The organism is Serratia sp. JSRIV004 (assembly GCF_019968705.1).
In the GTDB taxonomy this organism is placed as follows: domain Bacteria; phylum Pseudomonadota; class Gammaproteobacteria; order Enterobacterales; family Enterobacteriaceae; genus Chania; species Chania fonticola_B.
Genome location: NZ_CP074140.1, coordinates 4,935,388 through 4,962,038 on the forward strand (window position 1 = coordinate 4,935,388; position 26,651 = coordinate 4,962,038).

Annotated in this window: 25 protein-coding genes; 15 read left to right on the forward strand and 10 right to left on the reverse strand. The window is 54.4% G+C overall.

The genetic code is table 11. The features are described from left to right. Positions 1–247 precede the first annotated feature (247 nt). The 3 genes from KGP21_RS23460 (at position 248) to KGP21_RS23470 (ending at position 3,065) form a co-directional block, all read left to right on the forward strand. On the forward strand, positions 248–829 hold the full coding sequence (locus tag KGP21_RS23460) for an NTP transferase domain-containing protein (RefSeq protein ID WP_021806276.1): 582 nt from the start codon (positions 248–250) through the stop codon (positions 827–829). Continuing rightward, the gene (locus KGP21_RS23465; RefSeq protein ID WP_223536367.1) at positions 829–1,824 is read left to right on the forward strand and encodes an XdhC family protein; all 996 of its coding nucleotides are present in this window, start codon (positions 829–831) and stop codon (positions 1,822–1,824) included. Before KGP21_RS23460 ends, KGP21_RS23465 begins: the two co-directional genes overlap by 1 nt. A 305-nt stretch (positions 1,825–2,129) precedes the next feature. After that, positions 2,130–3,065: an IS110 family transposase gene (locus KGP21_RS23470; RefSeq protein ID WP_059199132.1), complete on the forward strand. Its 936-nt coding sequence runs from the start codon at positions 2,130–2,132 to the stop codon at positions 3,063–3,065. Between the two features lie 48 nt (positions 3,066–3,113). Here KGP21_RS23470 and KGP21_RS23475 read toward each other — a convergent pair whose 3' ends face one another. The 3 genes from KGP21_RS23475 to KGP21_RS23485 all read right to left on the reverse strand — a co-directional run bounded on the left by KGP21_RS23475 (position 3,114) and on the right by KGP21_RS23485 (position 8,126). Then, positions 3,114–4,004: a helix-turn-helix domain-containing protein gene (locus tag KGP21_RS23475; protein WP_223536368.1), complete on the reverse strand. Its 891-nt coding sequence runs from the start codon at positions 4,002–4,004 to the stop codon at positions 3,114–3,116. A gap of 159 nt (positions 4,005–4,163) precedes the next feature. Then, a complete protein-coding gene (gene fumA / locus KGP21_RS23480; protein WP_021806280.1) occupies positions 4,164–5,810 on the reverse strand; it encodes a class I fumarate hydratase FumA in 1,647 nt (548 codons plus the stop codon). Positions 5,811–6,164: 354 nt separating this feature from the next. Next, entirely contained in the window at positions 6,165–8,126 is a 1,962-nt protein-coding gene (locus KGP21_RS23485; RefSeq protein ID WP_223500333.1) for a U32 family peptidase, read from the reverse strand. Positions 8,127–8,272: 146 nt separating this feature from the next. On the opposite strand from KGP21_RS23485, the gene KGP21_RS23490 reads away from it, so the two are divergent. From KGP21_RS23490 to ruvX, 6 genes are all read left to right on the forward strand, one after another. Beyond that, positions 8,273–8,773, forward strand: a complete 501-nt coding sequence (locus KGP21_RS23490; protein ID WP_021806282.1) for a SprT family zinc-dependent metalloprotease — start codon at positions 8,273–8,275, stop codon at positions 8,771–8,773. Positions 8,774–8,887: 114 nt separating this feature from the next. Beyond that, entirely contained in the window at positions 8,888–9,586 is a 699-nt protein-coding gene (endA, locus tag KGP21_RS23495; RefSeq protein ID WP_223500334.1) for a deoxyribonuclease I, read from the forward strand. A 68-nt stretch (positions 9,587–9,654) separates the two neighbouring features. After that, on the forward strand, positions 9,655–10,386 hold the full coding sequence (rsmE, locus tag KGP21_RS23500) for a 16S rRNA (uracil(1498)-N(3))-methyltransferase (protein ID WP_059201752.1): 732 nt from the start codon (positions 9,655–9,657) through the stop codon (positions 10,384–10,386). 32 nt (positions 10,387–10,418) lie between these two features. Continuing rightward, positions 10,419–11,369, forward strand: coding sequence for a glutathione synthase (gshB, locus tag KGP21_RS23505; protein ID WP_024484034.1), 951 nt, complete (start codon positions 10,419–10,421; stop codon positions 11,367–11,369). A 65-nt stretch (positions 11,370–11,434) separates the two neighbouring features. Beyond that, positions 11,435–11,998: a YqgE/AlgH family protein gene (locus tag KGP21_RS23510; protein ID WP_021806286.1), complete on the forward strand. Its 564-nt coding sequence runs from the start codon at positions 11,435–11,437 to the stop codon at positions 11,996–11,998. Continuing rightward, positions 11,998–12,420, forward strand: a complete 423-nt coding sequence (ruvX, locus tag KGP21_RS23515) for a Holliday junction resolvase RuvX (protein WP_021179674.1) — start codon at positions 11,998–12,000, stop codon at positions 12,418–12,420. The genes KGP21_RS23510 and ruvX overlap by 1 nt, the downstream gene beginning before the upstream one ends. On the opposite strand, the gene KGP21_RS23520 is transcribed toward ruvX, so the two are convergent. The 5 genes from KGP21_RS23520 to KGP21_RS23540 all read right to left on the reverse strand — a co-directional run bounded on the left by KGP21_RS23520 (position 12,383) and on the right by KGP21_RS23540 (position 20,511). Further along, entirely contained in the window at positions 12,383–14,551 is a 2,169-nt protein-coding gene (locus KGP21_RS23520; protein ID WP_223500335.1) for a fimbria/pilus outer membrane usher protein, read from the reverse strand. The genes ruvX and KGP21_RS23520 overlap by 38 nt on opposite strands. Before the next feature lie 83 nt (positions 14,552–14,634). Further along, the gene (locus KGP21_RS23525; RefSeq protein ID WP_021179672.1) at positions 14,635–15,075 is read right to left on the reverse strand and encodes a DUF1090 domain-containing protein; all 441 of its coding nucleotides are present in this window, start codon (positions 15,073–15,075) and stop codon (positions 14,635–14,637) included. Positions 15,076–15,200: 125 nt separating this feature from the next. Beyond that, on the reverse strand, positions 15,201–18,635 hold the full coding sequence (locus KGP21_RS23530; protein ID WP_223500336.1) for an ATP-binding protein: 3,435 nt from the start codon (positions 18,633–18,635) through the stop codon (positions 15,201–15,203). A gap of 73 nt (positions 18,636–18,708) precedes the next feature. Further along, complete coding sequence (locus KGP21_RS23535) at positions 18,709–19,341, reverse strand: response regulator transcription factor (protein ID WP_021806290.1); 633 nt, start codon at positions 19,339–19,341, stop codon at positions 18,709–18,711. A 177-nt stretch (positions 19,342–19,518) separates the two neighbouring features. Then, entirely contained in the window at positions 19,519–20,511 is a 993-nt protein-coding gene (locus KGP21_RS23540) for a type IV pilus twitching motility protein PilT (protein ID WP_223500337.1), read from the reverse strand. Between the two features lie 20 nt (positions 20,512–20,531). Between KGP21_RS23540 and KGP21_RS23545 the strand changes: the two genes are divergently transcribed. The 6 genes from KGP21_RS23545 (at position 20,532) to hemW (ending at position 24,755) form a co-directional block, all read left to right on the forward strand. After that, the gene (locus KGP21_RS23545; RefSeq protein WP_059201772.1) at positions 20,532–21,245 is read left to right on the forward strand and encodes a YggS family pyridoxal phosphate-dependent enzyme; all 714 of its coding nucleotides are present in this window, start codon (positions 20,532–20,534) and stop codon (positions 21,243–21,245) included. Positions 21,246–21,255: 10 nt separating this feature from the next. Next, the gene (gene proC / locus KGP21_RS23550; RefSeq protein WP_021806293.1) at positions 21,256–22,077 is read left to right on the forward strand and encodes a pyrroline-5-carboxylate reductase; all 822 of its coding nucleotides are present in this window, start codon (positions 21,256–21,258) and stop codon (positions 22,075–22,077) included. 82 nt (positions 22,078–22,159) lie between these two features. Continuing rightward, positions 22,160–22,714, forward strand: coding sequence for a YggT family protein (locus KGP21_RS23555; protein WP_021179666.1), 555 nt, complete (start codon positions 22,160–22,162; stop codon positions 22,712–22,714). Further along, positions 22,711–23,001, forward strand: coding sequence for a DUF167 family protein YggU (gene yggU, locus KGP21_RS23560; RefSeq protein WP_021179665.1), 291 nt, complete (start codon positions 22,711–22,713; stop codon positions 22,999–23,001). The genes KGP21_RS23555 and yggU overlap by 4 nt, the downstream gene beginning before the upstream one ends. Before the next feature lie 16 nt (positions 23,002–23,017). Then, a complete protein-coding gene (gene rdgB / locus KGP21_RS23565) occupies positions 23,018–23,614 on the forward strand; it encodes an RdgB/HAM1 family non-canonical purine NTP pyrophosphatase (protein WP_021806294.1) in 597 nt (198 codons plus the stop codon). Beyond that, on the forward strand, positions 23,604–24,755 hold the full coding sequence (gene hemW / locus KGP21_RS23570; RefSeq protein ID WP_021806295.1) for a radical SAM family heme chaperone HemW: 1,152 nt from the start codon (positions 23,604–23,606) through the stop codon (positions 24,753–24,755). Before rdgB ends, hemW begins: the two co-directional genes overlap by 11 nt. A gap of 174 nt (positions 24,756–24,929) precedes the next feature. On the opposite strand, the gene KGP21_RS23575 is transcribed toward hemW, so the two are convergent. Both KGP21_RS23575 and glsB read right to left on the reverse strand, forming a co-directional pair. Further along, positions 24,930–25,646, reverse strand: a complete 717-nt coding sequence (locus KGP21_RS23575) for a DUF2884 domain-containing protein (protein ID WP_059201775.1) — start codon at positions 25,644–25,646, stop codon at positions 24,930–24,932. A 40-nt stretch (positions 25,647–25,686) separates the two neighbouring features. Then, positions 25,687–26,610, reverse strand: coding sequence for a glutaminase B (gene glsB, locus KGP21_RS23580; protein WP_094981501.1), 924 nt, complete (start codon positions 26,608–26,610; stop codon positions 25,687–25,689). Between the last annotated feature and the right edge of the window lie 41 nt (positions 26,611–26,651).

Sequence of the window (26,651 nt, forward strand, 5' to 3'; positions counted from 1 at the left end):
CTTTACGTTCTTATTTACCCCTGGTATCCAGATGCGGGCATTAGCGCCGTACCCCGAAGGATGGAGGTAAGTCGTTTTTTATCGGTTTTGTTGCGCAACCGCGGGTAACCTTGCCGAAGACGTTATAATCATAAGCTTATAACCAAAATTATGTGAGCATTAACATTTTGTTTTCATAAAATGAAACACTTGGAAATATATAATGCCTCTATAGTGTGGCTGATTTGCGCAAACGCGGGCAGAAAAGATGACGACAGGTATCGTAATTACCGCCGCCGGGCGGGGTGAGCGTTTTATTCAGGCCGGTGGCAGTGGCAACAAACTGAATGCCCTATTGCAGGGTAAAACGGTGTTTGAACATACGCTGCAACAGGCGCTAGCCTCCGGCTTACCGGTGCAGGTCGTCACCCGGCCAGAAAACCTGCCGGTGCAACAGGTGTGTGCCGCGCATCAGGTTCCCTGCACCTTACTGGCCAGCGGTGGTCTGGGTGAGTCAATTGCTGCCGGAGTAGCCGCAACGGCAGACTGGGACGGCTGGCTGATCCATTTGGCGGATATGCCTTTTGTTTCAACGCAGATCTTTGTACAGGTTGCCGCAGCCCTTAGCCAACACGACATCGTACGCCCCTGTTTCCAACAACAGCCCGGGCACCCGGTGGGTTTCACCGCCATTTTGCGCAAACAACTGTGTGCGTTACGTGGCGATAATGGTGCGCGGGAACTGCTAAGCAGTCACGGGCAGGTCTACCTGCTCCATCTCGATAAACCGAGCATCGTGCAAGATATCGATCTCCCTTCTCAGCTAGTGGCCAACGAGTCCGTTAATTAATGCAGCATCTTGATATCACCGTAGTCAGCCAAGCCATCAACTGGCTGGAACAGCAGCCGGTATGGCTGTGTACCGTATTGAACACTTATGGCTCATCACCACGTTCACCTGGCGCGTTGATGGTGGCGACCCGCGACGGACACTATTGTGGATCGTTATCCGGTGGCTGCGTGGAAGAGGACTTTTTGCGCCGTCTGGCGGAGGGAGAATATCAAGCCGCCAGCCAGGTGATCCGCTACGGCGCTGGCGGGCTAACCCCCAGCGTGGCGCTGCCCTGCGGTGGCGTGCTGGACGTATTGATCGAGCATCTGCCCGCAGGCCCTGCCAGCATTAGCTACTTGCGCAATATCGCCGAGGCATTGGCTGGCCATCATGCCCTGATCAAACACCTGACCTTGCCCAATGCCTGTAGCGCACTGAAAACCACCAGCTTTGCCAGCGCAACCCAGGTCGTGCGCAACCAACAGGAGATCCAGTTGCACATCGCCGCCGCTCCTCGGTTGCTGATTGCCGGGCTTTCCAGCGTGGCGCTGTATTGCGCCGACTTTGCCAGCGCACTCGGCTTTGAAGTGTTGGTATGCGAAAACCGCCCGGAAGCGTTGGAAAACTTCGCCACGCAGCTCAAACCGCATATCACCTTGCTGCGCCAGTTCCCGGCCAAATTCATTGAGGCAGGCGGTTGCCACGCCAACACCGCGATTGTGGCGCTGACCCACGATCCGCGTATGGATGATTTAACCCTGATGGAGGCGATCTACACCCCGGCGTTTTACATCGGCGCGATGGGTTCCCAACGGAACAGCGATCGCCGCCGCCAGCGACTGCAACAGATCGCCGAATTCAGCCCGCAGGAACTCGGCCGCATCCATGCGCCGATCGGCCTGCCGCTCGGCAGTAAAACCCCGGCGGAGATCGCACTGGCTGTGATGGCCGATATCGTGCAGCAGAAGAATCACCCCTCACCCCAACCCTCTCCCACAGGGAGAGGGAGCTGATAGCCCCTGCTCTTTTGGAAGCGTTCAGATAATCTCAACAACCTCGATCGCCCCCTCATCCGAGGTAAATCACAACAATTTCAATCACACTCGATCGGTCCCCTTGTATGTTTAAGGTACTTTAATTACCCGCCCAAAGGCGGGTAGACTTTAACCGAGTTGTACCTGACGCTACAGCCCGATTCCCCTCTGGGACAACAAGCCCGTGGGAGAGCTTATGGCGTGGCGTCAGTTTTCCTGTTAACCCGAACAGCTGCCAGGGCGGCATCAGCCAGCCCGTATCTTACAAGGCCGGGAGACTTGAAATGACTGAACATGCAACCGTCGGTATCGACATTGCCAAAGACACTTTTGACGTATACATCGACCCAACTCGGCAGCTTCTGCATCTGGATAACACACCGGAAGGCCATCAGCAGTTGCTGAGTTCGCTCTCTGCCATCACCGTCAAGCTTGTCGTGATGGAGGCGACAGGCCGATATCACTCATTACTGGCCGCCACGCTTGAGTTGGCTGGGTTACCCGTGGCCGTGGTCAATCCACGCCAGGTAAAAAACTTCGCTCGTGCGCTAGGGACCCTGTACAAAACCGACCCGAATGATGCGCGTATCATCTGCGAGTTTGGCCGGAGAATGGAGCCCGAAGCCCGCCCCACACCGGATGAACAGACGCAGCGTCTGGCCGGGATGGTGACCCGCCGTCGCCAACTGGTCGATAACAGGACCATGGAGATAAACCGCTATAAAAGCTGCGATGACGTGGTGGTCTCAGCGGGCATCAAGCGGCATATCGACTGGCTGACCGCTGAAATCCGGGATGCAGATGACGATATCGACAGGCAAATAAAAGTGATGCCTCTGTGGCGGGAAAAGGCGACGTTGTTGGAGGAAGTCAAAGGTATCGGGCCGACAACGATGGCGGTGCTTCTTGCGATGTTGCCGGAGCTGGGGAGGCTGAATCGGCACAAAATAAGCGCGTTGGTTGGCGTGTGTCCCTATGCCCATGACAGTGGAAAAATGAAAGGGAAGCGAAGTATCTGGGGAGGGCGAAGCGCGGTGCGTTCAGCGCTATACATGGCGACCTTGTCAGCGGTGCGGTACAACCCGACAATCCGGGAGTTTTACGAGCGCCTGACAGGGCGTGGAAAACCGTTCAAGGTGGCGGTGACCGCCTGCGTGAGAAAGCTGCTAACCATCCTGAATGCGATGCTGCGGGATAATAAAAAATGGGTGACAAATTAATCATCACCCGTTGACTTTAAACACAGCTGCTCTCCCTGTGGGAGAGGGTTAGGGTGAGGGGCCGGTTTTCTCTGCGAATTCTTTATCTGGCACAATCGGGATTAGATACTCATATTCCAGGTACAGCTCTTCATCGCTATCGAGCGAGTAGCTATGCTGCGCGATATCGTATCCTTCACGGCGTACCAGATTAAACTGCGGCAGAAGTTTGGTATAAACGCTGGCGATATACTCATGAAGGGCTACCGGCTTGCCAACATAGCGAAAGCGGCAATAACCGCCGCTGATTTCCGGGAGTTCCAGCAACGATTTACCCTGGGCGATAGCTTTATCAACCGCAACAAAATAGTCGACCTTCACCCGCTCACCATCCGGCGTAAAATTGGTCAGCGCATAAAGTTTGTCTGGATTTAATCTAAACTCATCACAAAAACGATCCTTTATTTCATCACGAATTGCAGCGTGGGATTTGCCCAACTGTTCAATCTCGATGTGATAAGAATAATACTGGCCGACCAGCGAGTAGCTGTCTGGTTTAACCTCAACATAGTCAATAGAGATATCGCTAGGTTGATTTAGCGACAGCGATTGCACCAGATGGCTGAAGTCACAATTTTGGGCCTTACGGTAGGCGCTAGGTGTGACAGAGAAATGTTTTTTGAAACAGCGTGAGAATGTCTGTTGGGAATCGAACTGATACTCCAACGAAATATCCAGAATGCTTTTCTGCGTAAAGCGTAATGAGAAGGCCGCCAGATAGAGGCGACGGGCGCGGATATAAGCAGCAAGTGGCAGGTTGGTCTGTTTGCGAAACATGCGCTGCAGATACCATTTCGAGTAGCCGGATTTTTCGCAAACAATATCCAGTGATAGTGGATTGCGTAGGTTGTTTTCTATCCAGACCAGTAACTCTTTGATATGCGTTTCCTGCGTCACCATTACTTTTCCTAGCCAAAATTGTCCACGGCAATGGTATACAGATTTATTTAGAGCGTCCAAAGCGACGACACTATTTTACAAAGGCTGACGAATTCATAACAAACATCGCAGCTTGTTACTCACAGAAAAGCCGCCCACCAGGGGCGGCTATCAATCAGATTACTTCACACAGCGCGTACATTGAGATTCCTGGATCTTCTGGAAGAAATCATTCCCTTTGTCATCCACCAGAATAAAGGCCGGGAAATCTTCCACTTCAATTTTCCAGATCGCTTCCATACCCAGTTCAGGATATTCCACGCACTCCAGGCTCTTGATACTCTGCTGTGCCAGCACCGCAGCCGGGCCACCAATGCTGCCAAGATAGAATCCGCCGTGCTTATGGCAGGCATCCGTCACCTGCTGGCTGCGGTTACCTTTGGCCAGCATGATCATGCTGCCGCCGTGTGACTGCAGCAGATCGACATAGGAGTCCATGCGCCCTGCCGTGGTTGGCCCCAGAGAACCCGAAGCATAACCTTCTGGCGTTTTGGCCGGGCCCGCGTAATAGATCGGGTGATCTTTCACGTACTGCGGCAAACCTTCTCCACGATCCAGGCGCTCTTTCAGCTTGGCATGGGCAATATCACGCCCAACGATGATGGTGCCGCTCAGGGAAAGGCGGGTAGAGACCGGATACTGTGACAGCTGCTTGAGGATTTCGGCCATCGGGCGGTTCAGGTCCACCTTGATCGCTTCCCCTTCACCCGCGCGGCGCAGTTCCTGTGGGATAAATTTACCTGGGTTATGTTCCAGTTTCTCCAGCCAGATCCCCTCACGGTTGATCTTACCTTTGATATTACGGTCGGCGGAGCAGGAAACCCCCATCCCCACCGGGCAAGAAGCGCCATGGCGTGGCAAACGCACTACGCGCACATCGTGGGCAAAGTATTTGCCGCCAAACTGTGCACCCAGCCCCAAATTCTGGGCTTCTTTCAGCAGTTCCTCTTCCAGCGCCACATCGCGGAACGCCTGGCCGTGTTCGTTGCCTTCGGTTGGCAGCTCATCATAATATTTGGTTGAAGCCAGCTTCACGGTCTTCAGCGTAGCTTCCGCCGAAGTGCCGCCAATCACAAAGGCCACGTGGTATGGTGGACAGGCCGCGGTGCCCAGAGTACGCATCTTGTCGACCAGATAGTCTTTCAACTTACCTGGGGACAGCAGCGCTTTGGTTTCCTGATACAGATAGGTTTTGTTAGCCGAACCACCGCCCTTGGCGATGCACAGGAATTTATACTCGTCACCATCCACGCTGTAGAGATCGATCTGCGCAGGTAAGTTGCTGCCGGTATTGACCTCCCGATACATATCCAGCGCGGCGTTTTGCGAATAGCGCAGGTTGTCTTCGATAAAGGTGTTGTATACCCCACGCGACAAGGCTTCTTCGTCCCCGCCTCCGGTCCAGACGCGCTGGCCTTTTTTACCCATGATGATCGCCGTGCCGGTATCCTGGCAGGTTGGCAAAATACCCTTGGCGGCGATTTCTGAGTTACGCAAAAATTGCAGCGCAACGTACTTGTCGTTCTCACTGGCATCGGGGTCATTGAGGATATCCGCCACCTGCTGCTGATGCGCAGGGCGCAACATGAACGAGGCGTCGTGGAAGGCGTGCTGGGCGAGCAGAGTCAGGGCTTGCGGGTCAACTTTGAGGACTTCCTGGCCGGCAAATTCGCCGACGGAAACGTGGTCACGGCTTAGCAGATAGTATTCGGTATCGTCTTTCTTCAGCGGGAACGGATCTTGATAATGGAACGGTTTATTCGACATTGATCTCTCACTTGCAACATCAGCTGCGTTAAATTCACACTTACCCAGCGTGCTCGGGGCGCGCTGCGTCAAAAAAACTCCCCACACCTTACGTATTTTTAGGTAGTCAGTTATTGCGCCAAATCGCAAAATAACCTCTATTAACGTAGGGACTTAACGCTGGCGTTGTTTTTCTGACCTCATCCGGTGAGAACTGCGGGTACAGACTCATCATGCACGGATTATTATCCCGCAGTTAACACAATGATTACAATCAATGTGAGTCGATCGGCTTATCATTGTAGGAAAATAACATTGCAACGATTTCCTTACGGCCCCGTTTCCACACCAAGCCGTTTTCATTCATCACCTAGGCTATTTTTTCTTCCCTGGTAACGTCGCCATTAGCTCCTCTACCGAGATCCCCCCTGCCACACTCCCCGGCACCGGCATCCGCAAAATATGATTTTTGATCTTCCCAATCACATGCATCTCACACGGCTTGCAGTCAAACTTCAACGTCAACGCCTCACCCTGATGCACCAACTGCATCGGCGATGCCCGCCCCTTCACACCCTGTACACCCTTGGCCTGTTTAGGGCAGAGGTTGAAGGCGAAGCGCAGGCAGTGCTTAGTGATCATCACCGGCACATCCCCTTTTTCTTGGTGTGCCTCGTAGGCGGCATCAATCAACGTGACACCATAACGCTGGTAAAACTCACGCGCCTTGTGGTTATAAACATTGGCAAGAAACGTCAGGTGCATTTCCGGATAAACCGGCGGCGGCACGGAAACCGGTTTGCGGCCACCGCGTTCGTTTTGCGCCAGGCGTGCTGCGTCCAGTGCGTCCACCGCATCGCGGCGCAGTTGGTTGACCTGGCTGTTGGGTATGAAGCAAACCACCGGCAGATCAAGATGAACGTCACGCGGGTAATAAAGGGTTTGCCCCAGTTTGCTCAATCCGTCACGCAGTGTGACAAGCGCTTTTTCCGGCTGGTTGGCGGCGCCGAATTCGCCCTGCAGCGTATGGCTGACGCTGATGCCCTCTTCGCTGATCAGGGTCAGCGTCACTCCGTCGCTGCTTTGTGTCAGCAGAATATCGACGGCGATGCGGCGTTCCGCCGAGGTTTTTAGCAACGCCTGTTGCCAGTTGTGATCGAGGTTGCGATTAAGCGGATGCTGTGGACGCAGCTTATGCAGATCTGCCGGCATTTCGTTAGGCCAAACCCGGTAGCGCCCTTCGGCAATTTTCTCTGTCTTATTGGCACGGAAGCCGACGATATCGCGCTTGATCAGCACGTTAAGTCCATCGCCATTGGTCAGCGATTCTTTTACTTCCACGTCCAGATGATCTTTACCCACCTTTAGCACTTCTCCTATAGGCAGGCCAATGAACTTGGGTGAGTCAAAGGCACCAATATCCATCTGGCGTTGGTTAACGAAGTAATCGGTACTGCCACGGTGGAAGGTTTTATCCGGCGACGGAATAAAGAAGTGTTCCGTGCGGCCTGACGATGCCGGCGTCAGATCGGAACGCTCGTTGAGAATGGCATCCAGATGCTGACGATAGTACGCGGTGATGTTTTTCACATAGCTCATGTCCTTATAACGCCCTTCAATCTTGAATGAGCGAACACCGGCGTCGATCAGCGCCGTCAGGTTGCGGCTTTGATCGTTATCTTTCATCGACAGCAGATGCTTTTCATACGCTACTACTCGCCCCTGATCATCTTTCAGGGTGTAGGGAAGCCGGCACGCCTGCGAACAATCGCCACGGTTGGCACTGCGTCCGGTCTGAGCATGGGAAATGTAACACTGGCCGGAGAAGGCCACGCACAACGCACCATGGATGAAAAATTCGACGGCAGCGTCGACGTTGTCACTGATAGCTTTTATCTGACTGAGATTCAGCTCACGCGCCAATACCAACTGGGAGAAACCGGCATCGGAGAGGAAACGAGCCTTCTCTACGCTACGAATGTCGGTCTGGGTGCTGGCATGCAGCTCAATTGGCGGAATATCCAGTTCCAGGATCCCCATATCTTGCACGATAAGCGCATCAACTCCGGCGTCATACAGTTGATGGATCAGGCGGCGTGCCGGCTCCAGCTCGTCGTCATGCAAAATGGTGTTGAGGGCGATGAACACTTTGGCCCGGTAACGGCGGGCAAATTCAACCAGCCCGGCGATATCGCTCAAGCTGTTGCCAGCATTGTGACGGGCGCCGAAGCCTGGGCCACCGATATAGACCGCATCAGCCCCGTGCAAAATAGCCTCACGGGCAATACCTGCATCGCGGGCGGGACTGAGTAATTCAATCTGGTTAGATAAAAGCATGAGTATCGCCGTTAGGGTAAGTGTGAAATCGCCGCTATTTTAGACACAAACATCGTACATACAAGCTTTGCATAACGGTAGACCATATACTTTTCCCTACTGCCCCCGTTGCCAGCCGACACGCCATTGCTTAAGCTAGCGCCACTATGAACAGAGTAAGAATCCCCATTGCGCTGCAACAGGCGGTAATGCGCTGCCTGCGAGACAAATTGCAGCTGGCGCGGCAGCATTTTGCCGTCGAGTTCCCAGAGCCCAAGATCCTTTATCAGCAACGCGGCACCAGCGCGGGCACCGCCTGGCTGCAAGCCTGGGAAATCCGCCTCAACCCGGTGCTGCTGATGGAAAACCAACAGCCGTTCATCGACGAAGTGGTCCCCCATGAGTTGGCTCATCTGCTGGTCTTCCGCCAGTTTGGCCGCGTGCCGCCGCATGGCCGGGAATGGCGCTGGATGATGGAAAACGTATTGCAGGTTCCTGCCAGCCGTACCCACCAGTTTGAGACCCGCTCGGTACAGAGCAAAACCTTTCCCTACCGCTGCGATTGCCAGCAGCATCAGCTGACCCTGCGCCGCCATAATCGGGTGATGCGCGGTGAGAGCGAATACCGCTGCCGCCAGTGTGGTGAAAAGCTGACATTTTCCGGTTAATCAATGCGGTTATTAATTATATTTATAAGTTAAAACAATCCATTATCTCTATTTGCACCTGTCGGTGACTTCCGCTACCCTGCCTGCCTTTCCAATTTTGAGCTGTTTTGGAATATGCATCGCAAAATTTTATTTTTAGTCGTATTAACGGTCTCTAGCGGCACGCTAGCCAAGGGGATTAATAACTTTACCCAAGCCAAGGCTGCCGCCGCCAAAATCAACCAGGATGCCCCAGGCAGCTTTTATTGTGGCTGCAAGATCGACTGGCAAGGTAAGAAAGGTGTTCCCGATCTTGATAGCTGCGGCTATCAGGTGCGTAAAAATGCCCAACGCGCCGAGCGTATCGAGTGGGAACATGTGGTTCCGGCCTGGCAGTTCGGCCATCAGTTGCAGTGCTGGCAACAGGGTGGGCGTAAAAACTGCAACAAGGATCCGGTTTATCGCCAGATAGAGATCGACTTGCACAACCTGCAACCCGCCATCGGTGAAGTAAATGGTGACCGCAATAACTTTATGTACAGCCAGTGGCGGGGTGGCGAAGGGCAATACGGACAGTGTCAAATGAAGGTAGACTTCAAGAACAAGCAGGCCGAGCCACCTGCCCGTGCGCGAGGTGCCATTGCCCGCACCTACTTCTACATGCGCGATCGCTACCAGTTGCCGCTTTCACGCCAGCAAACCCAGCTGTTTGAAGCCTGGAACCGCCTGTATCCGGTCAGCGCCTGGGAATGTCGACGTGAAGCACGCATCGCCATGGTACAAGGGAATCACAACCCTTATATTCAACAGGCTTGTCAGCAGCAAAAAGGCTGACCTACTATAGTGCTTTCGCGCTGCCCTCCGGCAGCGCCGTATCATTGAGCCAGGATCTGACAATCATTATGCGTAAACCCCGCATTTACCATCCAGAGCCCTTGAGCGCCAGTGCAGAAATTGCATTGAGCGAGGATGCCGCCAATCATGTCGGCCGCGTGCTGCGGATGAGCGCCGGGCAGGCACTGCAACTGTTCGATGGCAGCAACCAGGTGTTTGAGGCAGAAATCACCCGGGTGGATAAAAAGAACGTGCTGGTTCAGATCAACGCCGGGCAACGGGAAGATCGCGAATCACCGCTCAACTTACATCTTGGCCAGGTGATCTCCCGAGGCGAAAAGATGGAATTCACCATCCAGAAATCCATTGAGTTGGGGGTGAACGTGATCACTCCGCTATTTTCCGAGCGCTGCGGCGTTAAACTCGACGGTGAGCGCCTGGAGAAAAAACTCCAGCAGTGGCAAAAAATCGCCATCGCGGCCTGCGAACAATGCGGCCGCAACCGCATTCCGGAAATCCGCCCAGCGATGTCTCTGGAACACTGGTGCGCCGAGCAGGACGATAGCCTCAAGCTGAACCTGCATCCACGCGCCAGCCAAAGTATCAATACCCTGCCGTTGCCGGTAGTGAGCGTACGTCTGCTCATTGGGCCGGAGGGCGGATTATCCGCCGAAGAAATTGCCATGACCACAGACTATGGATTTACTGATATCCTGCTGGGGCCACGCGTTTTGCGTACAGAAACCACCGCGCTCACCGCAATTACCGCTTTGCAGGTCCGTTTCGGCGACCTGGGTTAAGAACCTGTCTCACAGGTTCGTAAGGAGAAGAGATGATCAAGCTCGGCATCGTGATGGACCCTATCGCATCCATCAATATCAAAAAAGACACCAGCTTTGCCATGCTGCTCGAAGCGCAGCGCCGCGGCTGGGAACTGCATTATATGGAGATGAACGATCTCTATCTGCATGCCGGTGATGGCCGTGCCCGCACGCGCCTGCTGAACGTGAAAGAAGACAAAGAGAGCTGGTTCAGCTTTGGCAGCGAGCAGGATCTGGCGTTGCAGGATCTGGACGTGATCCTGATGCGTAAAGATCCGCCGTTCGACACTGAATACATCTATGCGACCTACATCCTGGAACGTGCCGAAGTGAAAGGCACGCTGGTGGTCAACAAGCCACAGAGCCTGCGTGACTGTAACGAAAAGCTGTTCACCGCCTGGTTCCCGGAGCTGACGCCAGACACCTTGGTCAGCCGCAGCGCTGCCCATATCCGCAAATTCCACCAGCAGCATGGCGATATCATCCTCAAGCCGCTGGACGGCATGGGCGGGGCCTCGATCTTCCGCGTGAAGCAGGACGACCCCAACCTGTCGGTGATTATCGAAACCCTGACCGAGCACGGCAGCCGCTTCTGCATGGCGCAAAACTTCCTGCCAGCCATCAAGGATGGGGACAAACGCATCCTGGTGGTGGATGGCGAACCGGTGCCTTACTGCTTGGCGCGTATCCCTGCCCAAGGCGAAACCCGTGGTAACCTGGCCGCAGGTGGCCGTGGTGAAGCGCGCCCTCTGAGCGAAAGCGACTGGAAAATTGCCCGCGCGGTTGCCCCAACGCTAAAAGAGAAAGGGCTGATCTTTGTTGGCCTGGACGTGATTGGCGATCGCCTCACCGAGATCAACGTCACCAGCCCAACCTGCGCCCGTGAGATCGAAGCCGCATTCCCGGTTTCCGTCACCGGCATGCTGATGGACGCCATTGAAAAACGTCTGGCCGCGAAGTAGGCCGACGACGCGCCCTCTCTCATTGGGAGAGGGCATGCATTTTACTTCCGAATTGAATTAACGCCATGAATTTACAGCACCATTTCCTGATTGCCATGCCCGCAATGCAAGATCCGCGCTTCAAACGTTCGGTGATATACGTTTGCGAACATAATGACGACGGAGCCATGGGATTAGTGATCAACAAGCCCGTGGAACATTTCACCGTGGAGACGGTGCTGGAAAAACTCGATATCAAGCCTTCACCACGCGATCTGGCGATCAGCCTGGACAAACCAGTGTTCGCTGGCGGCCCGCTGGCTGACGATCGCGGCTTTATTCTGCATACCCCACGCAAAGGCTTTGGCTCCAGCATTCAGATCTCACCGGCCACCATGATCACCACCTCGAAAGACGTGCTGGAAACGCTTGGCACGCCAGATCAGCCCACCGATGTGCTGGTGGCGCTTGGCTATGCGGGCTGGGAAAAGGGCCAGTTGGAACAGGAACTGCTGGAAAATGCCTGGCTGACCGCCGAGGCCGATACCGACATTCTGTTCCACACGCCGATCGCCAACCGCTGGCGCGAAGCCGCCAACCGCCTTGGCATCGATATTCGCAGCATTGCCAGCCACGCAGGACACGCCTGATGACTAACCGCACCATTATCGCCTTCGACTTCGGGACCAAAAGCATCGGCGCAGCGATCGGCCAGGAAATTACTGGCACCGCTCGAGCGCTGGCGGCCTTTAAAGCCCAGGACGGCGTACCTGACTGGCAGAAGATCGAGCGCCTGCTGAAAGAGTGGCAGCCAGACCTGGTGGTGGTTGGCTTACCGTTGAATATGGATGGCACCGAACAGCCGCTGACCGAACGAGCGCGTAAATTTGCCAACCGGCTGCATGGCCGCTTTGGTGTGCAGATTGCCCTGCATGATGAGCGCCTGAGCACCGTGGAGGCACGGGCCAATCTGTTTGACCATGGGGGATTCCGCGCATTGGATAAAGGCAGCGTCGATTCTGCCTCCGCCGTGGTTATTCTGGAGAGCTGGTTTGAGCAGCATCCGGGCTGATTTTCCGTGCTGGAGCAAAGCGGCTGAACATGATCGCACCAGCGGTAGGCACCACTTCCTGATCAGATTCAGGCAATTCAAGCGTATCCGGTAGTTCAAGGCTGTCCAGCGTCAGACTGTTGATACGGTACGGCGTCAGATTGCCTATCAGCGCATAGCCCCGCCAGTCGGTGGTGACGCCATACTGATTATCGATGCCAATCCCCGGCGTCCCAGGCACACTGACGATGGCCACGGTTTCGCCTAACGTCTGCCCAAGCGTGAGTCCTTCCTGATGCGCCATCAGGCTGCCAGCAAGCTCCAGATTCTGCTGGCGATAGCCTGCCCCTTGCGAATGACCTACCCGCAGGTCACCTGCGTTATATTGATAATTGGCGCTCAGATCCTGGCTACTGCCATTGCGTTGACTTTGGCTAGTGCTGGCGTTGTAGCTCAGGCTATAGTCGTCAAGCAGTGTACCACTGACGCCTATCCGCCGGCTGTCGGTCCGATCGTTAGCCAACGTATGATCATAATTCAGCTTCATACGTGGTGCGCCGATCGCGTTCAACGGCAGCGAGACAGAGAGCCCCAACTGTGCCTGCTCTTTGCCATACGAAGGGCGGTTATATTCCGCATACAGCGCAACGTCTACCTTACCCAGGCTGGCGCTGAAGCCCATCTCGACGCTGGTTTCACCTCTTTGATTACCCCGCGTGGCCTCTCGAGCCAACGTCAGGTAAAGGCTGTCTGAATCGGACAGATACTGGTTATAGCGCGCTTCCAGGCGATACTTTTTTTCCTCGTCAAAGTCACCGACAAAAATGCCGTCTTCCCAGTCCCACCAATAGGTGCTCTGCTGCTCTATCGCCGTGCCAAACGTACGATAGCGCTGCCGCGGATAATATTGCGCCATCAGGCTGAGGGAAGACTCCCAGGCCGGGAAAGCCTTGGCGTAACGCATACGCGCCATGCCGCCGGTGTCCGGCGCTGAACGTCTTGGCTGACGGGCAGATGAAAACGTGTAATCCGCCGAAATCGCTCCCCAGTGGTTAAGACTCTTGCCAATCCCGACCGCCACGCTGCGATAAATATCTGCCCCCTGGAAACCACCATACAGCGTAACCTTCCTCGGGAGCCCATAACTGAGCGAGGCCTGAGCAAAGCCTGGCTGCTCCTCTTCCATACCGTAATAGGGTTGGTATTTACCCACCGAGGCGTCATAGCGCCACTGGCCGGCGTAAACCAGGTTGGGCATGGAGGAGTAGGGGATCTTTCGTTCGGTTTCGGTACTGTCGCTTTCGCGTATCGTGACGGTAAGATCCCCCTCAAGCGCGGGCGGATAGACATCTTTCAACACGAATGCTCCCGGGGAAACAAATGTCTGATAGATAACTTCACCGTTCTGGCGCACCCTCACTTCCGCATTACTCCGTGCGAAGCCACGTATCCAGGGGGAAAACTGCCGCAGGCCATCCGGTAGCATTCGGCTATCCGATACCAGGCTGATGCCACGGAATCGGACGTTATCGAATAAAACTGATGGCGTCACGCTGTCGCCCAAAGTCAGCGTGGCGCGCCAGGCTTTGAGATCCCGATAGGCTAGCGCCCTTTCGGTGTGCCAGGTCGGGTTGCCCCAGATCTCTTTCTGATAGACGGGCTGATAACGCAGCCGCCAAGGGCCCACGTTTACCCCGGTGGTAATATCGGCATACAGGCTTTCGTGCCGCTGCGTATCGTGATAGTTTTCGCCCGCATAATGGCCGTAATTGAACTGATAGTTAACAAATGCCGCATTAATACCGTCATTCCAGCGGCCTGCCAGCTTGCTGTCACCCAGCATGCCTGCCGGGATATCTACCGTCAGTAATTGTGCTATCGGCTCATAGAACACCCCAATTTTTCGGGCACTCAATGCGTCGGGCAGAATACAGCCCTCAGGGGTCGTTTCCATCACTATCGCGGCATCACGTATCCCCCACTCACGTAGCAAGGGGGCATTAATACACGGCTGCTCATCCAGCCCCAGGTTAACGGCCACCTCGCCCTTAAAGTTATCGTTAATAATGAGATAGACGTTATTTATTTCAGCCCTGGCACCGTTAACCAACAGGCCTAACGACATAATGGCAATATGAAAAGTGGGTTTCATTCGTTCCCTGAGTGCAAACCACAATATTTATCCGACACAAAAAGAGGCGCATCTGCGCCCCTTAATTACCAAATCATGACTGTTTATTTCTGTGCAGCGGCCAGTTCAGCACGAGCCTGCTTCAGCTCTTGCTTGATTTCTTTTACGTCAGCCTGCTTTTCTTGCAGTTTTTTCTGGTACTTGGCCACTTTCTTGGCGTCACCTTTAGCCTGAGCTTCGCGCAGGTCGGCTTTGATTTCCTGGACGTCTTGCTGCTTGTCGGCCAGTTTCTGTTCCAGCTTGGTAACTTTCTTCTGCGCATCCTGCAGCACGCTACCGTTGGTGCAATGGGCATTAACTTCGCTCAGAGCACGCTTCAGACCCGCTACGCGGTTGTAGTTACCGTACTTCTCTGCCTGCTGGATCTGATATTCGATCGCAGCACGCTTGGCGTTACAGTCGTAAGCCGCATTAGCCATGGTAGAGAAGCTGGCGCCCAGAACCAGAACCAGTGGCAGAATCGCTAATTTAGTGGTGTTTTTCATCATTTTATCCTTAAACGTTATTACACATGAGGAGCCCAAAAGCCCCCCTTCCTGTGCAACAAAGAATAAAATGATCGCCCTTACCTTAATATCTGCAGAAGGCTTAATCACTCTGTAGGAAGGGACTATTCTCCTGTAGTCCGTTGTACCTTCTTTAAGCTACTGAGCAGCCGTTGCGCTTCCCCCAGCACCGCCGTTGCGGTGGCCTGAACGGGGTTGTCATGCAATGACTGACAAGCTTGATTCAGTTTTTCAGCATTCACCAACCGCGCCGCACCAGCCAATTTATGGGCCAACGCCCGTATGCTTATCAGGTCCATCGGTTGTTGCTTCATGTCCATGGCAAGTTGCGTACAGTCCTCATGCAAGCAATCCAGCAGGGTTTGGATGAACTCTTGCAATACCTTTGGCTGGCGCAATTCCGCTGGTAAATCTTCCACGACAAACGCAGGCTCCTCTTCACTGTTCCCCACATCAGCCAGTGGCAACGTAGACAATTTCGCTTTTAATATGCTCAGGTTAACCGGCTTAAACAGGCAGTCATCCATTCCCGCCTGCAGACAGGCCTCCCGTGCACTTTCTTGCGCATTGGCCGTCAGCCCCCAGATCACCGTAGGAACGGACTGCTGTTCACGCTCGAGGTGCCTGATTTGGCGGCTCAGGCTGTAACCATCGCGTTCAGGCATCTGGCAGTCGGTGATAATCAGGTTGAAGCTGTCCTGCTCCAACAGCTGCAGCGCCTGCTCCCCATCCCCCACCGCACTGGGCTGATGGCCAAGAAACTGCAACTGTTGGGTCAACAACATTCTGCCCGCCGGATGATCTTCAACGATCAGTACCCGCAGCTGGGATGATGCCATCGGGGCGGGTTCCTCCAGAGGTGTTTGAGGGGGGAATTTCAGCAATCTCGGCACCGAAAGCAGCACGGTGACCTCGCTGCCAATACCCACCTCACTGTTCAATGCGATGGTCCCTCCCATCATCTCTACCAGCTTGCGGCAAATATACAGCCCTAGCCCCGTCCCGCCAGCCTCCCCATTGCCCTGAGTAAAGGGTTGGAAAAGACGCGCTTGAGTAACAGCATCAATTCCCTTGCCAGTATCAGAGACACGTAGCCGCAGATCCGCTCGTTCTTCGCTAATCTGATCGACCACGACGCTGAGTGTGACCTGCCCTTGCTCGGTAAACTTGATGGCGTTACTCACCAGATTGGATAGCACCTGCTTGAAACGCATAGGATCTACTAACACATCGCCAGTGATCCCCGCGTCAATATCCAACCTGAACGCTAACCCTTTTTGGCGTGCCACACCGTCAAATAACATCGCCACGGCTTCAATCAGGCGACGGATATCGGCACGCTGTGGATGCAGGATCAAACGGTCCGCCTCAATGCGTGAGATATCAAGAATGTCACCAATCAAGGCCAGCAGAGAATGGGCGGACTCATGTGCAACACTCAGCAGTTCTCGATCTAAAGCTTCCTCCCGTTGCGGGCGGTTCAGCAACAGTTCCAACATGCCGATAATGGCATTGAGCGGGGTACGGATCTCATGGCTCATGGTGGCCAGGAAGGTGGTTTTAGCCCGGTTGGCACTGTCTGCGCGCTCTTTCGCCTGCTGTAACTGCGCAATCAGGCGATCGCGTTCGGTCACGTCAAACCACCCGCCGATTTTTCCTTCAGCACGCTGATCCTCAGTAATTAACAATTGGCCCCACTGCTGCAAAGTACGCGACTGGCCCCCCAACTGCATAACTGATAAAACCTGTTCCTGCTCACCACCCCGGCCAATATCCAGCGTAACAGGCAGTTGCAGTGGGTAATTTTCCAGTGAGCTACCGACGACTTTCTCTGCGGGAGCATTGATGGCATTAAAAAACGGCGTGTTCGCCATCACTATCTGGTCTTTCAGATTGGTGATGTAAATCGGCAAGGGCACGCTATCGATGATCGCCTGGCAACGCTGCACCAGGCGGCGCTTACTGCGCAACCGGCTGATAACCAAGACTATCACCAGCATTGCCAGCAACAGAACGATCAGTAACCACGCTGTGGAATAACAGTGGGCAAGCAATTCTCCATCACCCGGGGTACCTTCAAGCAGATAGGTGTTGTTATACCAATTGCTGGTCATCGCATGGATATCCTCTGGGGGGATATTCAGCAATGCCTTGTCGAGGATCGTTGCCAGGGGATATTCATTACCAGAGACACCAATCACAAAACGCGCCGGTTCAATATCCAGAGCACTCAGAATACTAAGCCCCGATGTGGGCTCCCGAGCCAGGAAATAATCGGCGCTAATCATCGGCAACACGAGTGCTTCAGCCTTTCCTGCTTTTAACGCCTCAATACCGGCTTGGGGTGAAGGCACGGTAATGATCCGGCTCTCGGGGTACTGTTCCCGCAAGATAACCTGCAGAGGGTGCCCTGCGACCAGGGCAATCAACTGCGGAGGATCTTGGCTAATCTGCTCCTGGATCCCCAGCAATACCCAAGAGTTGAATAAATAAGAACGAGTGGTCAGCAACCCGTTAGGCCAGATTGCATCTAGCGTCACGCCAGCGACAATGTCAGCCCTGCCGGTTTTCACTGCATCCAGGGAGTCTTGCAGTGATTGCGCGCGGATAATGTCAAACTTGAGCCCTATACGGCTAGAGATAGCCTCCATCACATCGGCTGTCAGACCACGGAACTCCCCCTGAACGTCGAAGAAGCCCAGAGGGGCAAAATCGCCATTAACGGCCAAGCGCACCCTGGGATGTTCTTCCACCCACTTTCTTTCCAGTGAGGTCAGCAGCAGGTGTTCATCGCTTTGTGACATGGGGATCCCGCCATTCCAGCGGCTTTGGATCTCTGCATGGGTGCTTTCCGGAATGCTCGCTAAAACAGCGTTCAATATTCGCTGTAAACGCACATTCCCCTTGGCCATGCCAAAGGAGAAGCCTTTGATGTCCTGTTGTGGCAGCAATTGCAAACGCAGATTGTTCAGGTTGCCCTGATTGATTAAATAGCGAGCCACCGTGGCATCACCAATAAAAGCGTCCAGCTTCTTGAACGACAACGCCTCCAGCGCACGGCGCGGTATGTCAAAGACCTGATAATCTGCCGGAAAGCGTGCTATCAAGCTCTGATTACCGCTGTATAGGCGTTCGATAGCAATGCGCTTGGGGGGATTCTGTTGCAGCAGGCTATCGGTGCGCACCACCAATGCCGGTGAGGCAGAGACATAAGGTGTAGAAAGCAGCATGTCGGGATCGGCTACGCTTTTTGCAGCGACATTGCCGATCAGATCGACTTCTCCCTTATCCAGACTCCTCCGTAAGGCTGAGGCATCTTCGTAGTAACGCACCTTTATCTGTACGTTAAGGTTATAGCCGACGATCCCCAGGTAATCAGCATTGATACCACCATAATCCCGGGTGCCACTGATGATATCAAAAGGAGAATAATTGGGGGCCGCAATGCCGAAAACCAGCACACGTTTACGGCGCAACCATTGCCAATCATCACTGGTCAGCTCGGGCTCGGATAATTGAACCTGGCTACGGCTAAGCAAATTAGTTTCACGAAACGCGGGAACTTCCCCAGCGGAAACACCACAGCAAAAAAACAAAAGTATCAAGAGCAATTTATTCATCGTCAGGTCGTTCGCTCTGATGATGAAAAAAAGCCACCAAATCTTCTGTACTGCTAACTTTTAGTTTTTCCATCAGACGTGTCTTATAAGTGCTGATGGTTTTATTGCTCAAAATCAGACGATCGGCTATTTCCTTATTGCTAAGACCCTCTGACAAATACCGCAACACGGTCAATTCACGATCGGAAAGGCGAGTAAGATCATTCTCACTTTTTTGCGGTGAATTTAGCAAAGGCATCAGAGTAATCTGTGGAAAACAGGCATAGCCTTGCAGCACCAGTTGGCACAATGGTGCCAATTGACTGATATCCTGATCCTTGTTGAAAAACCCGCTAGCCCCGGCACGCAACGCTCTTTCTGCATAGCTCCCCGTGGGCAGGCTAGTATAGACCACCACTTTAATAGCGCTGTCCACCTGGCGAATATGCTGTAGGATCTGCAGCCCATCCATTTTGTTCAGCATGATATCAAGTATCACCAGCTGCGGCGTATTTTCCCTTATTCGCGCCATGGCATCCAGACCGTTAGTTGCGGTCTGGATCGAGTTATTACCTAATGAAGATAAAATTGCTTTCACAGCGAAACAAATTGCGGGATGATCGTCAACAATCAACCAGGAACCCATAAGAATATCCTTATCCTAATACTAGTCCTAAAAATAAAAACCCATAGAGAGTTGCTTATACTGCAACACAATTCGCTCTTGAGTTACCAATATACTTCGCTCTTGCACGCAACCTCTGTGCTATTGATTGCAATTAAATATAAGGTATAAGGGGGAAATAGCTAATCGATTGTGGCATTATAATATTCCCTGCGCAACACGCTGTTGCAAACCCTGTTCAAAAGTTTGCATGCCTGACTGCGCACCGGTTTGCAATACGCTGACCAACTGATGGGTTTTACCTTCGCGGATCATGCTGCTCACCGCTGCCGTGGCCGTGAGGATCTCGTAAATGGCAACACGCCCTCCCCCGGGCTTGCTCAGCAGCTTTTGCGCGATCACCGCCTGCAGGCTACTGGCCAACTGGGCCCGAACATAGGTTTTCTCTTCCGCCGGGAAGACATCCACCAGCCTTTCCACCGCCTGTGGTGCGCTGCGGGTATGCAAAGTAGCTAGAACTAGATGGCCAGTTTCTGCCGCGGTCAACGCCAGCCGAACGGTGGTGGTATCACGCAGCTCCCCCAGCAGGATCACGTCTGGATCTTCACGCAGTGCGGCCCGCAGAGCATCGTCAAAACTGTGGGTATCCCGCCCTAACTCGCGCTGCTGGATTAGGGAACGCTGGCTACGATGGATAAACTCGATCGGATCTTCCAGCGTGAGGATATGGCGGCGCTGATGCCGATTAATAAAGTCGATCATCGCCGCCAAGGTGGTCGACTTGCCGCTGCCGGTAGCACCGGTGACAAGTATCAAGCCATCTTCGCGTTGCAGCAGCGCCGGAATAATTTCCGGAGTAGTCAGTTCGGCCAACGTTGGGCACTGGCTGGCGATCCGGCGTAACGCCACGGAGACCCCGGCATTTTGCAAAAAGAAATTGGCACGTAGCCGGGTACCATCAGCCAGAGCTAGCGCCAGATCGAGCTGCCCCACCTGCTGGAGTTGCTGCCACATCGTTTGCGATAACTGCGTTTGGCACCATGCCGACATCTGCTGTTGGGTGAGGATTTCCCCACGTTCCACGGCCTGGAGCTCGCCATCGATACGTAACATTGGCAGATGGCCGGTACAAAGGTGCAGATCGGAGGCATTATGCTTTACACTAAGAGCCACAAATTCATCGATATCCATATCAATCTCCCGGGTTAATCATGAGCACTATCCAACAGAATCTGCAGGATGTCAGGAGCCGTATTGCAGCGGCCGCTCAAGACTGCGCACGCATTCCAGAAGAAGTGACATTGCTTGCAGTCAGCAAAACCAAACCTGCGGAGGCGATCGCACAAGCCATCGCCGCAGGCCAGCACGCGTTTGGCGAGAATTACGTGCAGGAAGGGGTAGACAAGATCCAGTATTTTGCCCAGTTGCCGGAAGGGGCAGGATTGGAATGGCACTTTATCGGCCCGCTGCAATCCAATAAAAGCAGGCTGGTGGCAGAGCACTTTGCCTGGTGCCACACCGTTGACCGCTTGCGTATTGCCCTGCGCCTGAGCGATCAGCGCCCCGCAGAAATGCCGCCGTTAAACGTGTTGATCCAGATAAATATCAGTGACGAGCAGAGTAAATCTGGCATTGTATTGAGTGAGCTGCCAGCGCTGGCCGAGGCGGTCGCCGCATTGCCTAACCTGTGCTTGCGTGGGCTGATGGCCATCCCGGCCCCGGAACACGACTATCAGCGCCAGTTGGCGACATTCGGCCAGATGAACGACGCTTTCCAGGAGCTCAAGCAGCGCTATCCGCAGGTGGATACGTTGTCGATGGGCATGACAGATGATATGCAGGCAGCGATCGCCGCTGGCAGCACGATGGTTCGTATCGGCACCGCCATTTTTGGTGCCCGCGACTACTCGCACACCACCGTATAACGAGGATTGGATGCAACATCGCAAAATTACCTTTATTGGTGCCGGTAATATGGCTCGCGCTATCATTGCTGGCCTGGTCGCCGGTGGCTATCCGGCAGCCGCCATCAGCGTTTGTGCGCCGTCAGCAAAAAACCGTGACGCCCTGGCCGCCGAATATGGCATCCACAGCAGCGCAGACAACATCACCTGTGCACAACAGGCCGACGTCGTGGTCCTGGCGGTGAAACCGCAAATGATGGCGCAGGTTTGCTTACCTTTACAGGAACAGGTCGATTTCTCCGGTAAACTGGTGCTGTCGATCGCCGCCGGTATTCTGGTGAGCCGTTTCTATCAAATGCTCGGCGAAGGCTTGAATATCGTGCGCATCATGCCCAATACCCCTTCACTGGTCGGTAAAGGAATGAGCGGGCTGTATGCTCCCGAGCAGGTTAGCCAACAGGATCGTGATTACACCAGCGATCTGATGAGCTCGGTGGGTAAAGTCTGCTGGGTCGATGACGAAAACGGCATCAATGGCGTGATCGCCGCCGCAGGCAGCGCACCAGCCTATTTCTTCCTGTTTATGGATGCCATGCAGCAGGAAGCCGAACGTATGGGATTCAGCAGCCAGGCCGCTCGCGATCTGGTGCAGCAGGCCGCTATCGGTGCTGCGGCATTGGCCGCCGCCAACCCGGAAATTTCACTGGCTACGCTGCGTGAGCAGGTGACCTCCAAAGGGGGCACCACCGCCGAGGCAATACGGGTGTTCAACGAACATCAGTTGCCAGAGACCGTTGCCAAAGCCATGCAGGCCGCCGTTTCCCGTGCGCAGGAAATGGAAAAATCATTTTAACTATGCCCGATGAGTTTCAGGCCGCCACGGTGGTCTGAAAACCAAGGGGATAACCCAGAAGTTAAGGAGAAGGGTAACTTACATGCTAACGCTGACTTTTCTGGTCAAAACCGTCGTTGATATTTACGTGATGGTGCTGCTGTTGCGCATCTGGATGCAACTGACGCGCACTGACTTTTATAACCCGTTTTCGCAGTTTGTGGTGAAAATCACCCAGCCGATCGTCGGCCCACTGCGCCGCATCGTTCCTTCGATGGGGCCGGTAGATAGCGCGTCATTGCTGTTGGCGTTCCTGCTGATGACCATTAAATATCCGCTACTGCTGCTGATCCAGAGCGGTACCCTGTCACTCAGCCTGTACAATTTGCTGTTTGGTCTGATTTCTCTGATCAAATCCGTCGGCTACCTGATCTTCTGGGTGATGATCATTCGCGCCTTGATGAGTTGGATCAGCCAGGGCCGCAGCCCGATTGATTATGTAATGTTCCAGCTTACCGAGCCATTGATGGCCCCTATCCGCCGCGTGATCCCGGCAATGGGCGGCATTGATTTCTCCGCGATGGTGGTGATCCTGATCCTGTATCTGATCAACTACCTGGGGATGGATCTGTTCGGCGAGCTCTGGTTCCTGCTGTGAGTGCAGTTACCCCGCTGCTGGACGGGCTGGTAGTCAGGCTATATATTCAGCCCAAAGCCAGCCGCGATCAGATTATTGGCCTGCATGGCGACGAGATAAAAGTCGCCATCACCGCACCGCCGGTTGATGGCCAGGCCAATGCCCATCTCATCAAGTTTATCGCCAAGCAGTTCAAGGTGGCGAAAAGCAACGTGATCATCGAGAAAGGCGAGCTGGGGCGGCACAAGCAATTGCGCATCCTCAACCCGCAACAGATCCCTGAGGCCATCGCGGCGCTCATCGAATAATTTCAAGGTATCTATTATGCAAAAAATCGTTCTTGCCACCGGCAACCCCGGCAAAGTGCGTGAACTCGCCGAACTGCTGGCCGATTTCGGCTTTGACGTGGTAGCGCAAACCGAGCTTGGCGTAGATTCCGCCGAAGAAACCGGCCTGACGTTTATTGAAAACGCCATTCTCAAGGCCCGCCATGCCGCGCAGATCACCGGTCTGCCAGCGATTGCCGACGACTCAGGCCTGGCAGTCGATGCCTTGGGCGGCGCTCCGGGTATTTATTCTGCCCGCTACGCCGGTTTAGAGGCCAGCGACCAGCAGAATCTGGACAAGCTGCTGGTGACGCTGAAAGACGTGCCTGCGGGCAAGCGCGGTGCTCAATTCCATTGCGTGCTGGTGTATATGCGCCATGCAGAAGATCCAACTCCGCTGGTATTCCACGGTTGCTGGAACGGTGAAATCACTTTTGAAGCGGCCGGCGTTGGCGGCTTCGGTTACGATCCGATCTTCTATGTGCCAGAGTTGGGCTGCACCGCAGCAGAGCTGACGCGGGAAGAGAAAATTGCCATTTCCCACCGTGGCAAGGCGTTGAAGTTGATGTTGGAAGCGATGCGTAATGCCAGCTAACAGCGTACAACTGCCACCGCTCAGCCTGTACATCCATATTCCCTGGTGCGTACAAAAGTGCCCATACTGTGATTTCAACTCGCATGCCTTGAAAGGCGAAGTGCCGCACCAGGAATATGTCGATCATCTACTGGCGGATCTGGATGCTGATTTGCCGCTCGCCAGCGGTCGTGCAATCAGCACTATCTTTATCGGTGGCGGTACGCCGAGCCTATTGAGTGCCGAAGCCATGCAGGCACTGCTGGATGGCGTGCGGGCGCGCATTCATGTCGCGGATGACGCCGAGATCACCATGGAAGCCAACCCAGGCACCGTGGAGGCCGATCGCTTCAGTGGCTACCAGCGCGCCGGGGTGAACCGCATCTCGATTGGCGTACAAAGCTTCAGCGCCGAGAAGCTAACCCGTCTGGGGCGCATTCATGGCCCGGATGAGGCCAAACGCGCGGCGCATCTGGCAACCGGCCTGGGCCTGCGCAGTTTCAATCTGGATTTGATGCATGGCCTGCCGGATCAGTCACTGGAAGAAGCGCTGGACGATCTACGCCAGGCTATCGCCCTCAATCCGCCGCATCTGTCGTGGTATCAACTCACCATCGAGCCAAATACCCTCTTCAGCTCACGCCCGCCGGTATTGCCGGACGATGACGCACTGTGGAATATCTTTGAACAAGGTCATGAGCTGTTGAGCGCCGCCGGATATCAGCAGTACGAAACCTCGGCCTACGCCAAACCGGGTTATCAGTGTCAGCACAACCTCAACTACTGGCGCTTTGGCGACTATCTGGGGATTGGTTGTGGCGCACACGGCAAGCTGACCTTTGCCGATGGCCGCATTCTGCGCACCGCCAAAACCAAGCATCCACGCGGCTTTATGCGGGGTGACTATCGGGACAAGCTGCATGAAGTCGAGGCGCACGATCGGCCATTCGAGTTCTTTATGAACCGTTTCCGCCTGCTGGAAGCTGCGCCACGCGCCGAGTTCGCCCAATATACCGGGCTGGATGAGAGTGTGATCCGCGCGCCATTGGACGAAGCACTGGCTAAAGGCTATCTGCTAGAGACGCCAGAGTATTGGCAGATCACCGAGCATGGCAAACTGTTCCTTAATTCGCTGTTGGAACTGTTCTTGCCGGAAGAATAACTTAGGTAGAATTGCAGGCTCACCTGTATGGGCGCAGCATGTGAGCTGCGCCCATTGAGATCATCAATGCGGTTCAAGCCCTAAAAACTCAGCAACACTGCCCTGGCAACAAAAAAGGTTCCGTCGAGTTAAGAGTGCAATTCTTAAAACAACGGAACCTGTTAACGTAAAACCTTAGTTCAACGCCTTAACCAGATCCTTACGCTGGGTTTCCAGTGCCGTTACGCGCTTACACACGTCGCGACCGAAGTTCTGGAAGTCCTGCTCCTGATTGTTCCATTCGTTCTTGATGGCCTGCTGTAGCCCACCCAGATTGCCCATGATCGCCTGCAACGGGTTGCCATTGCTGTTGGCAACCTGCTTGACACCCATTTCGTTCAGGCTGTCCTGCAATACGCCGCCCATGCTCTGCTGCACGATATTGCGGCCATCCTGCTCCACCTGAGCGATCGCCTTGTGGTGGAACGTGAGGCCGTCGCTGCGGTGTTCAATGATGCGGTTCATCTGCTGCTTCAACTGATCGTTGAGCGTGGTCAGGCGGTTGCGTACGTTACTGTCTGTGCCCAACTGCTGAACTATGACTTTATCCAGCGCTACCCGCGCCTTCTCCAGATGCTGCTGCGCACCCTGATCGATCCAGGGTAAATCTTTACGCAATGCGCTCTGGTAGCTGAACGCCTTCTGGCGCTGGTTATCGTTCAGGTTCAATGCTTTGCCATCACGAGTGACATCGCCGTCGGCGGTAATTTGCAGGTTACCGCTGGCACCTACCACCTGCACGGTCTGCGGGCTGATAATCACGTCGTCCTGTGGCCTGACGCTGCACTGATACTCGGCATGCGCCTGTGAAGCCGTTAATAACAGCAAGGCCAATCCGGTTCTCTTTAACATAGTTTCTCCTGACTCCCTTCCAACCGCATGTGCGATGGAGTTAAAAAATCGAACGGCTAATGCGTTGAGACAACAGTTCTAGTGCCGCAGTTCCCGCCAATGAGTTACCGGATGCATCCAGCTCCGGCGACCAGACGACAATCGACAGTTCATCAGGGACGATGGCGATGATACCGCCGCCCACGCCAGACTTGCCCGGCATGCCAACCCGATAGGCGAATTCACCTGCGCCGTCATACATACCGCTGGTCATCATCAAGGCGTTAATCTGCCGGGCCTGCAACGGGCTGATCACTTCTTCGCCATCAAGCGTCCGGCCCTGGTTAGCCAGGTAGACAAAGCTGCGTGCCAACTCAACGCAGCTCATCCGTAACGCGCAGTAGTGAAAATAGGTTTGCAGCACGGTCAGTACGTCATTGTCGAAGTTACCGAACGACTTCATCAGATAGGCGATGGCGGCATTGCGGTCGGAATGCTCAAATTCGGAGCGCGCCACGCGGATGTCATAGGATAGGTCATCAACACCTGCCAGTTGGCGCACCACTTCCAACATCCGCTGCTTGGGAGCACTAAGCCGGGTTTGCAGCATATCGCATACCACCAGCGCTCCTGGGTTGATAAACGGGTTGCGCGGTTTGCCCTGTTCCATCTCCAACTGCAGCAACGAATTAAACGGCAGGCCAGAGGGCTCTTTCCCCACCCGCTGCCAGATTTCACCTTCCTGATAACGCGTTAGCGCCAGCGTCAGGCTCAATACCTTGGAGATCGACTGGATCGAAAAGCGCTCCGCCGCGTCGCCGGCCTGAAACAGCTCACCGTCAACAGTACAGACGGCGATCGCCAGCCGATCGGCGGCGACTTCTGCCAACGCAGGAATATAGTCTGCAACCTTGCCTTGCCCAATCAACGGGCGAACCTGTTGCAGGATCTCTTCCAGCAACGCGTTATCTAATGTTGTTACCACCGCGCTCACTACTCCAGAAAGGACACCAGATAAAACAAAGG

Excerpts from the sequence above, each read along its gene's own strand:
- KGP21_RS23535 (WP_021806290.1), bottom strand. The coding sequence starts at position 19,341 with ATGGGTTCCTGGTTGATTGTTGACGATCATCCCGCAATTTGTTTCGCT.
- KGP21_RS23575 (WP_059201775.1), bottom strand. The coding sequence starts at position 25,646 with ATGTTAAAGAGAACCGGATTGGCCTTGCTGTTATTAACGGCTTCACAG.
- gshB (WP_024484034.1), top strand. The coding sequence starts at position 10,419 with ATGATCAAGCTCGGCATCGTGATGGACCCTATCGCATCCATCAATATC.
- ruvX (WP_021179674.1), top strand. The coding sequence starts at position 11,998 with ATGACTAACCGCACCATTATCGCCTTCGACTTCGGGACCAAAAGCATC.
- fumA (WP_021806280.1), bottom strand. The coding sequence starts at position 5,810 with ATGTCGAATAAACCGTTCCATTATCAAGATCCGTTCCCGCTGAAGAAA.
- hemW (WP_021806295.1), top strand. The coding sequence starts at position 23,604 with ATGCCAGCTAACAGCGTACAACTGCCACCGCTCAGCCTGTACATCCAT.
- KGP21_RS23485 (WP_223500333.1), bottom strand. The coding sequence starts at position 8,126 with ATGCTTTTATCTAACCAGATTGAATTACTCAGTCCCGCCCGCGATGCA.
- endA (WP_223500334.1), top strand. The coding sequence starts at position 8,888 with ATGCATCGCAAAATTTTATTTTTAGTCGTATTAACGGTCTCTAGCGGC.
- KGP21_RS23510 (WP_021806286.1), top strand. The coding sequence starts at position 11,435 with ATGAATTTACAGCACCATTTCCTGATTGCCATGCCCGCAATGCAAGAT.
- KGP21_RS23540 (WP_223500337.1), bottom strand. The coding sequence starts at position 20,511 with ATGGATATCGATGAATTTGTGGCTCTTAGTGTAAAGCATAATGCCTCC.
- rdgB (WP_021806294.1), top strand. The coding sequence starts at position 23,018 with ATGCAAAAAATCGTTCTTGCCACCGGCAACCCCGGCAAAGTGCGTGAA.
- KGP21_RS23520 (WP_223500335.1), bottom strand. The coding sequence starts at position 14,551 with ATGAAACCCACTTTTCATATTGCCATTATGTCGTTAGGCCTGTTGGTT.
- KGP21_RS23545 (WP_059201772.1), top strand. The coding sequence starts at position 20,532 with ATGAGCACTATCCAACAGAATCTGCAGGATGTCAGGAGCCGTATTGCA.
- KGP21_RS23555 (WP_021179666.1), top strand. The coding sequence starts at position 22,160 with ATGCTAACGCTGACTTTTCTGGTCAAAACCGTCGTTGATATTTACGTG.
- KGP21_RS23475 (WP_223536368.1), bottom strand. The coding sequence starts at position 4,004 with ATGGTGACGCAGGAAACGCATATCAAAGAGTTACTGGTCTGGATAGAA.
- KGP21_RS23490 (WP_021806282.1), top strand. The coding sequence starts at position 8,273 with ATGAACAGAGTAAGAATCCCCATTGCGCTGCAACAGGCGGTAATGCGC.
- KGP21_RS23465 (WP_223536367.1), top strand. The coding sequence starts at position 829 with ATGCAGCATCTTGATATCACCGTAGTCAGCCAAGCCATCAACTGGCTG.
- KGP21_RS23470 (WP_059199132.1), top strand. The coding sequence starts at position 2,130 with ATGACTGAACATGCAACCGTCGGTATCGACATTGCCAAAGACACTTTT.
- rsmE (WP_059201752.1), top strand. The coding sequence starts at position 9,655 with ATGCGTAAACCCCGCATTTACCATCCAGAGCCCTTGAGCGCCAGTGCA.
- KGP21_RS23460 (WP_021806276.1), top strand. The coding sequence starts at position 248 with ATGACGACAGGTATCGTAATTACCGCCGCCGGGCGGGGTGAGCGTTTT.
- proC (WP_021806293.1), top strand. The coding sequence starts at position 21,256 with ATGCAACATCGCAAAATTACCTTTATTGGTGCCGGTAATATGGCTCGC.
- KGP21_RS23525 (WP_021179672.1), bottom strand. The coding sequence starts at position 15,075 with ATGAAAAACACCACTAAATTAGCGATTCTGCCACTGGTTCTGGTTCTG.